Annotated in this window: 10 protein-coding genes, 1 tRNA gene and 1 riboswitch; of the genes, 6 read left to right on the top strand and 5 right to left on the bottom strand. The window is 71.0% G+C overall.

Annotation, left to right across the window (positions count from 1 at the left end; genetic code table 11):
* The first annotated feature begins 863 nt into the window (after positions 1-863).
* The 3 genes from orn (at position 864) to SOM35_RS01420 (ending at position 2201) form a co-directional block, all read left to right on the top strand.
* Positions 864-1550 (top strand): oligoribonuclease, encoded by a 687-nt coding sequence (gene orn, locus SOM35_RS01430; protein ID WP_320514102.1) that lies wholly within the window; start codon positions 864-866, stop codon positions 1548-1550.
* 73 nt (positions 1551-1623) lie between these two features.
* A tRNA-His gene (locus SOM35_RS01425) sits at positions 1624-1699 on the top strand.
* 157 nt (positions 1700-1856) lie between these two features.
* The gene (locus SOM35_RS01420; RefSeq protein WP_111075930.1) at positions 1857-2201 is read left to right on the top strand and encodes a metallopeptidase family protein; all 345 of its coding nucleotides are present in this window, start codon (positions 1857-1859) and stop codon (positions 2199-2201) included.
* Here the strand turns inward: SOM35_RS01420 and SOM35_RS01415 are convergent.
* The 5 genes from SOM35_RS01415 to SOM35_RS01395 all read right to left on the bottom strand — a co-directional run bounded on the left by SOM35_RS01415 (position 2156) and on the right by SOM35_RS01395 (position 6590).
* Positions 2156-2791 (bottom strand): nucleoside/nucleotide kinase family protein, encoded by a 636-nt coding sequence (locus SOM35_RS01415; protein WP_320514100.1) that lies wholly within the window; start codon positions 2789-2791, stop codon positions 2156-2158. The genes SOM35_RS01420 and SOM35_RS01415 overlap by 46 nt on opposite strands.
* On the bottom strand, positions 2784-3503 hold the full coding sequence (locus tag SOM35_RS01410) for an energy-coupling factor transporter transmembrane component T family protein (protein ID WP_320514098.1): 720 nt from the start codon (positions 3501-3503) through the stop codon (positions 2784-2786). Before SOM35_RS01410 ends, SOM35_RS01415 begins: the two co-directional genes overlap by 8 nt.
* Before the next feature lie 83 nt (positions 3504-3586).
* Positions 3587-5446: an ABC transporter ATP-binding protein gene (locus tag SOM35_RS01405; protein WP_320514097.1), complete on the bottom strand. Its 1860-nt coding sequence runs from the start codon at positions 5444-5446 to the stop codon at positions 3587-3589.
* Positions 5443-6090 carry an ECF transporter S component gene (locus SOM35_RS01400; protein WP_111075998.1) on the bottom strand — a complete coding sequence of 216 codons (648 nt, stop codon included), beginning with the start codon at positions 6088-6090 and terminating at the stop codon, positions 5443-5445. The genes SOM35_RS01405 and SOM35_RS01400 overlap by 4 nt, the downstream gene beginning before the upstream one ends.
* Positions 6085-6195, bottom strand: a riboswitch (TPP riboswitch). It overlaps the preceding gene by 6 nt.
* A 65-nt stretch (positions 6196-6260) precedes the next feature.
* Entirely contained in the window at positions 6261-6590 is a 330-nt protein-coding gene (locus SOM35_RS01395) for a hypothetical protein (RefSeq protein WP_320514092.1), read from the bottom strand.
* 212 nt (positions 6591-6802) lie between these two features.
* Here SOM35_RS01395 and glgX point away from each other — a divergent pair, with 212 nt between their 5' ends.
* The 3 genes from glgX to treZ are packed head-to-tail and all read left to right on the top strand — an operon-like array spanning position 6803 to position 13487.
* Positions 6803-9217, top strand: coding sequence for a glycogen debranching protein GlgX (gene glgX / locus SOM35_RS01390; protein WP_320514090.1), 2415 nt, complete (start codon positions 6803-6805; stop codon positions 9215-9217).
* Positions 9214-11736: a malto-oligosyltrehalose synthase gene (gene treY, locus SOM35_RS01385; RefSeq protein WP_320514088.1), complete on the top strand. Its 2523-nt coding sequence runs from the start codon at positions 9214-9216 to the stop codon at positions 11734-11736. The genes glgX and treY overlap by 4 nt, the downstream gene beginning before the upstream one ends.
* Positions 11733-13487 carry a malto-oligosyltrehalose trehalohydrolase gene (gene treZ / locus SOM35_RS01380; RefSeq protein WP_320514087.1) on the top strand — a complete coding sequence of 585 codons (1755 nt, stop codon included), beginning with the start codon at positions 11733-11735 and terminating at the stop codon, positions 13485-13487. The genes treY and treZ overlap by 4 nt, the downstream gene beginning before the upstream one ends.
* Positions 13488-13552 lie beyond the last annotated feature (65 nt).

The following is a 13552-nucleotide window of genomic DNA, read 5'->3' as shown; positions in this document are numbered from 1 at the left end:
CCCGCGGTGCGGGCCCGGCCATCGGCGCATCCGGGGCGCGTTCGGGCAGGGCGCGTTCGGTGGGCGCGTTCGGGGCGGTGCGCGTTCGGTGGGCGCGTTCGGGGCGGGGCGGGGCGAGCGGGCGAGATGCCAGGGTGCGGCGCAGACGACCGCCGGGATTCTGCCCGCTCGCGCACGCCGGCCGAGCGGGAGGCACGCGACCGGCCCGGCCGACGGGTTGCGGGCCTCCCTGGCGCAGTCCGTCACGCACCCCGCTCGCGGATTCCGGCGAGCGGGCGAGATACCAGGGCGCCGCGCGCTCGACTGCCGCGGTTCCGCCCGCTCGCGCACACTGGCCGAGCGGGAGGCCCGCGACCAGCCCGGCGGACCGGTTGCGGGCCTCCCGGGCGCAGCGCACCAGCAGCGAACGGGCGGAACACCAGGGCGCGCCCCGACTGCTCGCCGCGATTCCGCCCGCTCGCGCGCAGGGCGGGCGGGAGGTCCCTGGGCCGCCGCGCGGTCCGGGCACGACCCTCGTGAACGCATCGCTGACGCATCCACGGTCCGGGACCGTCGAGCGGGCGGAATGCCAGAGCGGGCCAGGCCGGGCGCCGGGTGTTCCGCCCGCTCGCGCGCCGAGACGGACGGACGGGAGGCCCGTCAGCCGCCCGCAGGACCGGCTGCGGGCCTCCCGTCCGGGCTCTCGAACCTCCCCCACCGCGAGCGGGTGGAAGACCAGCGGCGACGGGCGGCTCGCCCTGGTGTTCTGCCCGCTCGCGCGCCGACGGCATCGAGGCCGGGTTCCCGGCTGCCAGCCCCAGGGCACCAGCGCTGCCGATCCACAGGAGCCGCGGGGTGTCGGTGCGCGGAAGTAGGATCGCCGTATGTCTGCCGCGAACGACCGCCTCGTCTGGATCGACTGTGAGATGACGGGGCTCGATGTTGACCTCGACGAACTCGTCGAGGTCGCGGTGGTCATCACCGACTTCGACCTCAACCCGGTCCACCCCGGGTTCGACATCGTGATCAAGCCGGACCAGTCGGCGCTCGACAACATGAACGACTTCGTGACCAAGATGCACACGACGTCGGGCCTCATCGACGAGATCCCGAACGGCGTGAGTCTGGCCGACGCCGAGTACCAGGTCCTCGAGTACATCCTCGCGCACGTCCCCGCCGAGGGCACCGCTCCCCTGGCCGGCAACACGATCGGTACCGACCGCGCCTTCCTGGCGAAGTACATGCCGCGCATCGACAACCACCTGCACTACCGCAGCGTCGACGTCTCGAGCATCAAGGAACTCTGCCGCCGCTGGTTCCCGCGCGTGTACTTCAACTCCCCCGAGAAGCACGGCGGCCACCGCGCGCTCGCCGACATCCTCGAGTCGATCCGCGAGCTCGAGTACTACCGCCGCGCCGGGTTCACCCCGGAGCCCGGGCCCGCCAGTGACGACGTCAAGGCGGTCGCCGCCGAGGTCGTGGCGAAGTGGGAGTCCCGCCTGGCGCCGCAGTCCAGCCCGGAACCGGTGTCCGCTGCGACCGCTCAAACCACCGCGCCCGTCGCCGAGTAGCGATGGTGGTCCGGGCCGGCGTCCGGATGTACTACAATCGAGTGGTTGCTCCGGCTCGCCGGACTGACACATGGTGGGTATAGCTCAGCTGGTAGAGCGCCTGGTTGTGGTCCAGGAGGTCGCGGGTTCAAGCCCCGTTACTCACCCCATCCACGAAGGCCCCCGTCCGATGGACGGGGGCCTTCGTCGTGCACGGAGACACGGCCCGATGCATCCGCGCGGAGCGACCGCAGAGAGCCGCTGCCAGCGGAGATGCCATCTGCCCACCAGGACACGTCCGGTCAGCTGTGCCACGATCCTCCCGTGATGGAGATGTCGACCGAGGACTTCGAGCAGCTCGTGACCGACGAACTCGACCTCCTGCCGGACGACATGGTCGACGGGCTCGACAACGTCGTGTTCGTGGTCGAGGACGAGCCCGAGGACGGCTCGGACCTGTTCGGCATCTACGACGGCGTCGCCCAGACCGAGCGTGGCCAGTACGGCTTCGGGGAACTACCGGATCGGATCGTCGTCTTCCGGAAACAGCATCTGCTCGAATGCGACACGCTGGAGGAGCTGAAGGACGAGGTGCACACGACCCTCGTGCACGAGATCGGGCACTTCTACGGCATCGACGACGAACGGCTGCACGAGCTCGGCTGGGCGTAGTCCTCCTCCGAGCGCAGCACCTCGTCGGCGAGGGTCTGCGGCGCTTCGGCGGCGATGAACGCCTCCTCCTGCCGGGCCCACCGCTCCCACTGCCGCGCGAACGCCTCGCCGTCGCGGTCGAGTGCGCGACGACGCCGTTCCCCCTCGTCCGCGGTGAGCCACACCCGGAAGGTCGCCAGCGGTGCCGACGCACGGGACAACGCGCCGCAGCCCTCGATCACGAGCGGAGCAGAGGCATCCACTGGCACCCAGTCGGCGGGCTCGGACCTTGCCCAGTCCCAGCGCCGGTAGCCGGCGGGGACCCCGAGCACGTCCCGCACCACGGCGTCGGCGGCTTCCTGGAGGCCGTCCCACCCCGGGTAGATGTCGTCCAGATGCACCAGGGTCGCGTCGAGTTCCGCCGCGAGTGCGTTCCCGAGCGTCGTCTTGCCGGTCCCGGAACGACCGTCAACGAGGATGATGAGACGGCCGTTCCGAGCGGTTCGAGACGCAGACCGCACGCGGGCGGCAAGTGGGCGGGCGGAAGCGATGCGCGCCTTCAGACCGTCACCGGTGGTCTCGGACCTGGCCGATGCGTCCGTCTCAGGCACGCCAGGTCCCCGAGGCGACGGCGGCGAGGACCCCCGCCGCGCCGATGCCGAGCAGGATGCCGCACATCGCCCACTCCGGTCCGGCGAACCGGACGCGACGCGCCCACGTGCGCCGGCCGGGCGCGCCGAAGCCGCGGGACTCCATCGCGACGGCGAGGGTGGTCGCTCGACGCAGCGCGATGACGAGCAGGCCGAAGGCCATCGACAGGCCGCGACGGAGGCGCCCGCTGTCCGCCACGCCTCGGGCGCGCCGTGCCATCGCGAGCTGACGCCAGTCGTCGCCGAGCAGGGTCATCATGCGGATCGCGGCGAGGGCGCCGAGGACGAAACGCGCCGGCAGTCGCAGGATCTGCGCGAGCCCGTCCGCCAGGTCCGTGACGTCCGATCGGATGAACAGGACGATGCCCGGGATGCCGACGGCGAGCACGCGCAGCATCGTCGCGAGTGCCAGCTGCAACGATCCGTCGGTCACGTGCGCGAAGGCGAAGTCGAACCAGACACGCCCGGACGGCTGCCCGTACAGGGCGATGCTCACCCCGGTCAGCGGGACGACGACGAGGACCGGCGACGTCCGGAGGAGCAGCGTCCGGACAGGGATCCGGAGCACCGGCAACAGCGCGAGTTCCAGCAGCAGTGCCGTCGCGGCCGACACCAGGTCGAGACTGAGGACCAGGACGACGCCGAGGACGATCACTCCGAGCAACGACGCCACCGGCTGCACACTCCCCGCGCCACGCCCGGGCTGGACGGGAGGCTCGGTTCCGGTCCGTCCGCTCGCTGCGGTGACCGGGGCGGTCACCGTGACTCCCCGGTGGACCGGACGCCGGGCACGGCCGGTGTCAGTCCGTCCGCGTGGAGGACGACCTCGTCGGCGTCGAGCGCTCGGACGAGATCGCGGTCGTGCGTCACCACGACGACGGCTGTCCCAGCGTCGGCCAATGCCCCGAGCTGCTCGACGACGGCACTCCAGGTGGCCCGGTCCTGCGCCGAAGTGGGTTCGTCGAGGACGAGGACGGGCGGGCGTGTCGCGATGACCGCTGCGATCGCGAGCCGCCGCTGCTCGCCGCCGGAGAGCGTGAACGGGTTGGCGTCCACGAGGTGGTCGAGCCGGAAGGTGTCGAGCAGTTCCGTGACCCGTTCGTCGATCGCGGCGGCGGGCATCCCGAGCGCGGCGGGCCCGGCGGCCAGTTCCTCGCGGACCGAAGCGGCGATGAACTGGTGTTCGGGGTCCTGGAAGACGGTGCCGATGCGGGCGGCGAGCTCCCGACTGGACCAGGAGTGCGGAGCGGGATCGGTCGGAGCTGCGCCCTTCATTCCGAGGAGGTCCGAGCTGGCTTCGAGCGTTCCGCTGGCGGGACGGAGGAGTCCCGCCAGGGTGAGGCCGAGCGTGCTCTTGCCCACGCCGTTCGGCCCGGTGACGGCGAGCACCTCGCCGCTCCGGACCTCGAGGTCGATGTCGTGTCCGATGTGTTGCATCTGGTCGCCGCCGCGCCGTTTCGCGGTTCGGCCGGCGCTCCGGCTTGCGTTGCGGCCGGGGCTCCGGCTCGTCGCGAGGCCCATCGCCCGGAGCAGCAGCGTCCCACCGGCGGCGAGTGGGGCCTGCCGTTCGCCCTCACCGGCACCGAGCGGGCGAGATGCCGGGGTCGCGCGGGCGGGCGGTCCTGGTGTTCCGCCCGCTCGCGACCGGCGAGCATCGTCGGGGTCGACGCCGGCGCCGACTGGGCGGAACTCCCCCGCGCCCGTTGTCTGCAGCCCTGGTGTTCCGCCCGCTCGCGCAGCGCCGGGCAGGGCCCGACCACGGGGGTCAGCGTCGGGCAGGGCAGCGCCACGGAGTGCAGCGGCGCGGAGGCCGTCGCCGCCCGCGCTCCGAGCCGAACCACGGGTGGGCTCGGATCCCGGGACCCACACGCCGCCACGTTCGAGCGCGTCGGCGTGCTCGGCGAGCACGACGTCGGGCGACCCGTCCGCGACGACTCCGCCACCTTGCTCGAGGAGCACCAGCCGGTCGACCAGGTCGAGCCAGGTGCCGATGCGGTGCTCGACGACCAGGAGCGTGGCCCCCGTGTCGTCGAGGAGGGCTCGGACGGCGTCGTGCACCTGCACGACACCGTTCGGGTCGAGGTTCGCGCACGGCTCGTCGAGCACCAGCGCACCCGGCCGCATCGCGAGGACCCCCGCGAGCGCCAACCGCTGCCGCTGACCGCCGGACAGCCTCGTGGTGGAGCGGTCGAGCGGCAGATCGAGTCCGACGACGTCGAGCGCGTGCCGCACCCGGAGCCAGATGTCACTGCGCTCGACACCCATGTTCTCGCACCCGAACGCCACGTCGTCGCCGATCCGGGACATCACGGTGTGAGCCTCGGGGTCCTGCATGACGAGGCCGACCCGCCCGCGGACGGCCACGGGTGCGACGCCGTCGACGAGGACCGTTCCCTCGACTGCTGCTGCCGTGTCGTCCGCGTCGTCCGGATCATCTGCGAGCACACCTGCCGCGGCGCGGAGGAGCGTCGACTTCCCGGCACCGGACGGCCCGACGACGGCGACGCGCTCACCAGGTTCGATGACGAGCTCGACGCCGCGGACAGCCCAGGTGCGCCGCTCCGGGTATCGCCAGCCCCAGCCGGAGAAGGAGATCCGAGCGGGGACGGTCGTCACGCTGCGGAGGCTCGAGGTCGCCGCCCGTGCTCCCGTCCGGCCGCGAAGGACGACAGCACGCCGGTGCGGGCGAGGGCGCGGACGAGCAGCCAAGACCCCAGACCCGAGATGACGACGCCCGAGATGATCGCGCAGATGACGTACGTCACCTGGAACGCGGCCGTCGCACCGGCGTAGTAACGGAATGCGTCGTTCAGCCCGAGTGCGAGCCCGGTCGCAGCTCCGGCGAGCATGACCACCGGCAGCTTCCACACACGGTAGAGGAACAGTGCGAGGACGATCTCGGCGCCGATGCCCTGCACCAGACCGGAGACCAGGGTCCCCCATCCCCACTGCGTGCCGAGCATCGCTTCGACGGAGGCCGCGACGATCTCACCGAAGAGTGCTGCGCCGGGCTTCCGCACGACGATGGCGACGAGGGGCCCTGCGAGGAGCCAGACGCCGCCGACCAGGGCTTGCGACCCCGGGAGCACCAGACCGAGCCCGGCTCCGATCGGCTCGTAGGCGACGTCCCAGAGCTTGAAGACAACGCCGACAGCCACCGCGAGGACCGCGGCGACGACGATGTCGACGACCCGCCAGCGCAGCGAGCGCTTCACGACCGGACGTTCAGTGGACGTTGTGGTGGGTGCACCAGTGGACATCGCGATGACTCCTCCCTGCGCCGGCATGATCCGGATCAGGTTCGACGGTCGGAGCGCGGTTCGCTCCCTCTCAGCCCGCTCTGGCGGACTCCCGTGTGTGTCCCAGCAGTGTACCCACCGGACAGGAGGCCCGTGGTCACGTGACCACGGGCCTCCTGTCCGTCAGGCGGTCACTTCTTGAGCGCGCGGATGAGCTTGACGAGCACCTTGCCGGCGACCCAGATCACCGGGATGCTGACGGTCAGGAGCGAGATGACGTTCGGCTCGAACGCGAGGTCCTGGTCGGGACGGCGCACGTAGGCGCCGACCGGGAGCGAGACGGCCCCACCGCCGCCACCGCCAGCACCGTCTTCGTCGGAGTCGGAGCCCCCACCGAAGCCGTACCAGTTGACGGAGATGGGGATCAGCGTGCTGTCGCCGACCTCCACCGGGTCGCCGTAGTTCGAGGCGACGCCGACGGGCCGCACCTTGTCTGCGATCTGCGTGACGATGTTGGTCATGGCGGCGACGCTACTCCGCCAGCACTGGCTGACGGACGGGCGGGGACGAACTGTGGAGGGACCCGCTCGTCGTCCAGCCTGTGGAGGGAGGAGCCGACCTGTCCGACGAGGGGCTGTGGAGAGTGGGAACGCTCCACAGTGCGCCCCTGAACGGCGGACATCACAGGGGTGCGCCGATACGTTGGCCCAGTTCATCTCTCCTGGAGGCACGTTTGCACACCTGGCCCGGCAACCCCTACCCGCTCGGCGCGACCTACGACGGCAGCGGCACGAACTTCGCCGTGTTCAGCGAGGTCGCCGAAGGGGTCGAGCTCTGCCTGTTCGATGCCGACGGGACCGAAGAGCGCGTCCGCCTCGTCGAGGTCGACGCGCACGTCTGGCACGCCTACCTCCCGACCGTCGGCCCCGGGCAGGAGTACGGCTTCCGCGTCCACGCGCCGTACGACCCGGCGAACGGCGTCCGGTCGAACCCGGCGAAGCTCCTGCTCGACCCGTACGCCAAGGCGACCAGCGGCGACATCGACTGGGACCAGTCGCTGTTCTCCTACACGTTCGGCGACCCGGACTCCACGAACGACGAGGACTCGGCCGCACACATGGTGAAGGGCGTGGTGATCAACCCGTTCTTCGACTGGCAGGGTGATCGGGCTCCCCGGATCCCCTACGGCGAGACCGTCATCTACGAGGCACACGTCAAGGGCCTCACCGAGACACATCCGGACGTGCCGGAGGACCAGCGCGGCACCTACGCCGGCGTCTCGCACCCGGCGGTCATCGAGCACCTCCAGCGTCTGGGCGTGACGACGCTCGAGCTGATGCCGGTGCACCAGTTCGTGAACGACTCGACGCTGCAGGACAAGGGGCTGTCGAACTACTGGGGCTACAACACCATCGGGTTCTTCGCGCCGCACTCGCACTACTCGTCCTCGGGCGACGGCGGGCAGCAGGTGCAGGAGTTCAAGACGATGGTGCGGGAGCTGCACCGCGCCGGCATCGAGGTCGTCATCGACGTCGTCTACAACCACACCGCCGAGGGCAACCACCTCGGTCCCACGCTGTCCTTCCGCGGCCTCGACAACGCCGCGTACTACCGGCTGATGGACGACGACAAGCGCTACTACATGGACGTGACGGGGACCGGCAACTCGCTCAACGTCGGGCACCCGCACTCGCTGCAGCTCATCATGGACTCGCTCCGCTACTGGGTGACCGAGATGCACGTCGACGGCTTCCGCTTCGACCTGGCCGCCGCCCTCGCCCGGGAGTTCTACGAGGTCGACCGGCTCTCCGCCTTCTTCGAACTGGTCCAGCAGGACCCGATCGTGTCGCAGGTGAAGCTCATCGCCGAGCCGTGGGACGTCGGCCCCGGCGGCTACCAGGTCGGCAACTTCCCGCCGCAGTGGTCCGAGTGGAACGGCAAGTACCGCGACACCGTCCGCGACTTCTGGCGGGGCGAGCCCTCGACCCTCGGGGAGTTCGCGTCACGCATCTCGGGGTCCGCCGACCTGTACGAGCACGACGGCCGCACCCCCAAGGCGAGCATCAACTTCATCACCGCCCACGACGGCTTCACGCTGTACGACCTGGTCGCCTACAACGAGAAGCACAACGACGCCAACGGCGAGGACAACAACGACGGCGAGAGTCACAACCGCTCGTGGAACTCGGGTGCCGAAGGCCCCACCGACGACGCCGAGGTCAACGCCCTCCGGCTGCAGCGCCGCCGGAACTTCATCGCCACGCTGCTGCTCAGCCAGGGCGTGCCGATGATCGCCCACGGTGACGAACTCGGTCGCACGCAGCAGGGCAACAACAACGTCTACGCGCAGGACTCCGAGCTGAGCTGGATCGACTGGGCGACCGCCGACGACGAACTCATCCAGTTCACCGCCGACGTCGTGAAGCTCCGCCACGACCACCCGACGTTCCGACGGACCCGGTACTTCAACGGACGCCCGGTCCGCCGCGGCGAGGGCGAGCCGCTGCCCGACGTCGTGTGGCTGACGCCGGCCGGTGACGCGATGCAGCCCGAAGAGTGGGACTCCGGCTTCGGCAAGAGCGTCGGCATGTACCTGAACGGCGAGGGCATCCGCGGACGCGACGCCCGCGGCGAGCGCGTCACCGACGTGGCCTTCCTGACGTACTTCAACGCCCACGACGGCGTCGTGACGTTCACGCTGCCGCCCGAGGAGTACTCCCCCGGGTGGACGGTCCGCATCGACACGGCTGAACCCGGAGCGCGCGAGGAGGTCCTCGAAGCCGGGGACGCCCTCGACGTCCCGGCCCGCTCGATGATCGTCCTCCGGGCAGAGCCCGAGCACGAGATCCAGCGGACGCCCGTCGACACCACGGCGCACACCGCCGCCGACCCGTCCTCCGACGCGGCCGAGCAGTCCGACCCGGACCACCCGGCGGCGACTCCGGCGAACCCCGCCGCCTCGGCGACCCCGAGCGCGGCCGGGACCCCCGGAGCCTCCGGTGTCCCGAGCTCGACGGGCATCCCGGACACGACGAGCCCCGCCAGCACCACCGGTCCCGACAGCGCCACCGCGACGACCGGAACCACCGCACCCGAGACGTCCGACCTCGGGACGCCCGACTCTGACACCCCTGGGAGTGCCGCATGACCCGCCGGAACCCGACCTCGACGTACCGTCTGCAGGTCACTGCCGATTTCGACCTGAGCGCCGCACAGGACGTCGTCGACTACGTCCGTGACCTCGGAGCCGACTGGCTGTACCTGTCGCCCGTGCTGCAGGCGGAGCCCGGCTCCGGTCACGGGTACGACGTCGTCGACCACACCCACGTCGACACCGAGCGTGGCGGTGACGACGCACTCCGAGCCCTCGCCGAGGCAGCACACGCGGCCGGGCTCGGTGTCCTCGTTGACGTCGTCCCGAACCACGTGGGAGTCGCGACCCCGTCGGTGAACCCGTGGTGGTGGTCGCTCCTCGAGCAGGGCCAGGAGTCGCCCGTGGCCTGGGCGTTCGACATCGACTGGGCCGCGGGCGACGGCCGCGTGCGCATCCCGGTGCTCGACGACCGGTTGCTCGACGCCGTCACCCTCGACGCCGGCACTCCGGACGGCAAGCCCCCGCGCCTGCTCGTCGGTGAGACGGAGTACCCGACCGCGCCCGGCACCGTGCACGACGGCGAGGACGTCGAGACGGTGCATGCCCGACAGCACTACGAGTTCGTGCACTGGAAGCGTGCCGACTCGGAGCTGAACTACCGCCGCTTCTTCGCGGTGAACACCCTCGCCGCGATCCGCGTCGAGGAGCCCGAGGTGTTCGCCGCCTCGCACAGCGTCATCGGTTCCTGGTTCCGCGACGGTCTCGTCGACGGCCTGCGCATCGACCACCCGGACGGTCTCTACGACCCGGCCGGCTACCTCGACGACCTCGCCGACCTGACCGGCGGCGCCTACACCCTGGTCGAGAAGATCCTCGAGCCCGGTGAGCTGCTGCCGTCGTCCTGGCCGGTGGACGGCACCACCGGGTACGACGCGCTCGGGTTCATCGACCGGGTGTTCGTCGACCCCGCCGGCGAAGGACCCCTCACCGCCCTGGAAGACCGGCTCCGCGGCGGACACGTCGCCTGGCAGGACCTCACCCACGGGACCCGTCGTGGCATCGCCGACGGCATCCTGAACAGTGAAGTCCGACGGCTGGCGCGCCTCCTGGTCGTCGATCCGACCGTCCAGGCCGACGGCGCCCCGGTGTCCGAGGACCGGATCGTCGACGCCGTCGCGGAGATCGTGGCGAGCTTCGAGGTGTACCGGACCTACCTGCCGGAGGGCATCCACCACCTCGTCGAGGCACTCGAGGTCGCGGCGGAGTCCCGCCCCGACCTGGCCGACGTCATCGACCGCATCGCGCCGGCGCTCTCCGACGCGGACGACGCGGCTGCCATCCGCCTGCAGCAGACCAGCGGCATGGTGATGGCGAAGGGGGTCGAGGACACCGCGTTCTACCGGACCTCCCGTCTGTCGTCGCTGAGCGAGGTCGGCGGCGACCCGAGCGTGTTCTCGGTCACCCTCGACGAGTTCCACGCCGCCCAGCGCGAGCGACTCGCCAGCTGGCCGCACGCCATGACGACGCTGACGACGCACGACACGAAGCGCAGCGAGGACACCCGTGCCCGCATCGCCGTCCTCGCCGAACTCGGCGAGGAGTGGACGGCGGCCTTCGACCGGCTGAACGCACTGGCCCCGCTGGCAGACGGCGTCTTCGCGAACCTGCTCTGGCAGGCGATCGTCGGAGCGCGTCCCGCCTCCCGCGAGCGCCTGCACGCCTACGCCGAGAAGGCCTCACGTGAAGCCGGTGACAGCACGACGTGGACCGAGCCGAACGAGGCTTTCGAGCAGCAGATGCACGCCCTCGTCGACGCCGCGTTCGACGACCCCGCCGTGGTCGCCGAACTCGATGCGCTGGACGAGCGGATCGACGCTGCCGGTTGGTCCAACGGCCTCGGTGCGAAGATCCTGCAGCTCACCGCTCCCGGGGTCCCGGACGTCTACCAGGGCACCGAGGCGTGGGACCGTTCACTCGTCGACCCGGACAACCGTCGACCCGTGGACTACACCGAACGCCGACACGTCCTCGCCTCGCTCGACGGCGCCGACGACGACGGCCCGGACACCCTGCCCGGCATCGACCTCGGTGCCGCCGCGAAGACACTCGTCACGAGCCGCGCGCTCCGCCTCCGTCGGGACCACCCGGAGCTGTTCACGCGGTACGTCCCGCTCGACGCGACCGGTCCGGCCGCGGACCACGTGGTCGCCTTCGACCGCGGCGGATCCGTGACGGTCGCCACGCGGCTGCCCGTCGGCCTCGACGCGGTCGGCGGCTGGGCGGACACGCTCCTGCACGTCGTTCCGGTGGAGCGCGTGGACCTGCTGACCGGGAGGCGCTTCCCGGCTGACCGGGACCTCCTGCTCGACGAGGTCCTCACCGACTTCCCCGTTGCACTGCTCGTTCCGGCCGACGTCGTCGACGGAGCCGGACACGACGCGGCGGAGGGCACGGCATCGGGCACCAGCACCACGAGCAGCACGAGCAGCACCAGCACCAGCACCAGCACCAGCACTGATGACACCGAGACCGACGCGCAGGCCGAGGTCGAGATCCTGGAGGGTCACGCATGACCAGTCCCGACCGCTACGGCGTCTGGGCCCCCGAACCCGAGAACGTCCGACTCGTCGTCGACGGCACCGAGCACCCGCTCACGCGCGGGGAGGACGGCTGGTGGACGACGGACGACGTCCTGCCCGTCGTCGGAGCGCGCTACGGCTTCCGCATCGACGGGGACGACGCCGTCCGACCCGACCCGCGCAGCCGCTTCCAGCCCGAGGGCGTGCACGGCCCGTCCGAGGTCGTGGACCCGGAGCGCTTCCGCTGGACCGACGATGCCTGGACCGGTCGTCCGGCCCGCGGCGGTGTCATCTACGAGATGCACATCGGCACGTACACCCCCGAGGGCACCTTGGATGCCGCGGCCGCCAAGCTCGAGCACCTGGTCGAGCTCGGTGTCGAGTTCGTCGAACTCCTGCCCGTCAACGGCGTCAACGGCGAGTGGAACTGGGGCTACGACGGTGTCGCGTGGTACGCGGTGCACGCGCCCTACGGTGGCCCCGATGCCTACGACCGCTTCGTCGACCGCGCGCACGCGCTCGGCCTCGGTGTCATCCAGGACGTCGTCTACAACCACCTCGGTCCGAGCGGCAACTACCTGCCGCTCTACGGGCCGTACCTGGTGCAGGGTCTGGCCAACACGTGGGGCGACTCGGTCAACGTCGAAGAGCCCGAGGTCCGCCGCTACGTCCTGGACAACGTCCGGATGTGGTTCCGGGACCACCACGTCGACGGGCTGCGACTCGACGCCGTGCACGCCATCCGCGACACGACCCGCCCGCACATCCTGGCGGAGATGGCCAGCGAGACCGACGCGTTCTCGTCCTTCACCGGCAAGCCGCTGTCCCTGATCGCCGAGTCCGACCTCAACGACCCGGTCATGTTCCGGCCGCGTGAAGCCGCCGGCTACGGGCTGGCCGGTCAGTGGTCGGACGACTTCCACCACGCCGTGCACGTCGCGGTCACGGGCGAGACGAACGGCTACTACGCCGACTTCGCACCGCTGACCGCACTGGCCAAGGTCCTCGACCAGGGCTTCTTCCACGACGGCACCTGGTCGTCGTTCCGTGGCAAGCGTCACGGCCGTCCGATCGACCGCGGCACCTCGCCGACGACCGCCCTCGTGGTGGCGAACCAGAACCATGACCAGATCGGCAACCGCGCCGCCGGCGACCGCCTGGCGGCGACGGTGTCCGACGAGGGCCTGGTCATCGCCGCGGCGCTCACCCTGCTCGGCCCGTTCACGCCGATGCTCTTCATGGGCGAGGAGTTCGCCGCCACGACCCCGTGGCAGTTCTTCACCTCGCACCCGGAGCCGGAGCTCGGCAAGGTCACCGCCGAGGGTCGGATCAAGGAGTTCGCCGAACACGGCTGGGACGAGTCGACCGTGCCGGACCCGCAGGACCCGACGACGTTCACGAACTCGAAGCTCGACTGGTCCGACGTCGACTCCGAGCGTGGCGCGCGGATCATCAACGCGTACCGGGTGCTCGTCGCCCTCCGGCGGACCGACGAGGCCTTCGTCGACCACCGGTACGAGGCGAACGCGGTCCGTTTCAGCGAGGACGAGCGATGGCTCGTGCTGACCCGCGGGCTGCTCGGCCCGACGGCAGCACCGGTGCACGTCGTCGTGAACCTGTCCGACGACCCGGCGGAGGTCCCGCTCGTCGGCGCCACCGGCGAGGTGCTGTTCAGCTTCGGTGATGCCGACTTCGACACCGACGGCGTCCGCTTCGCCGGCCGCGGGCTCGTGGTGGTGCGCTGACCTGCGCAACCGCCTGACGGACGGGAGGCCCGGTACCAGCTGGTACCGGGCCTCCCGTCCGTCAG

It is taken from the genome of Curtobacterium sp. CFBP9011 (assembly GCF_034045095.1).
Classification (GTDB): Bacteria; Actinomycetota; Actinomycetes; order Actinomycetales; family Microbacteriaceae; genus Curtobacterium.
Note: the sequence above shows the minus strand (reverse complement) of the source record. Positions and strands in the feature narration are given on the sequence as shown.

Excerpts from the sequence above, each read along its gene's own strand:
- orn (WP_320514102.1), top strand. The coding sequence starts at position 864 with ATGTCTGCCGCGAACGACCGCCTCGTCTGGATCGACTGTGAGATGACG.
- SOM35_RS01420 (WP_111075930.1), top strand. The coding sequence starts at position 1,857 with ATGGAGATGTCGACCGAGGACTTCGAGCAGCTCGTGACCGACGAACTC.
- SOM35_RS01400 (WP_111075998.1), bottom strand. The coding sequence starts at position 6,090 with ATGTCCACTGGTGCACCCACCACAACGTCCACTGAACGTCCGGTCGTG.
- SOM35_RS01395 (WP_320514092.1), bottom strand. The coding sequence starts at position 6,590 with ATGACCAACATCGTCACGCAGATCGCAGACAAGGTGCGGCCCGTCGGC.
- treY (WP_320514088.1), top strand. The coding sequence starts at position 9,214 with ATGACCCGCCGGAACCCGACCTCGACGTACCGTCTGCAGGTCACTGCC.
- treZ (WP_320514087.1), top strand. The coding sequence starts at position 11,733 with ATGACCAGTCCCGACCGCTACGGCGTCTGGGCCCCCGAACCCGAGAAC.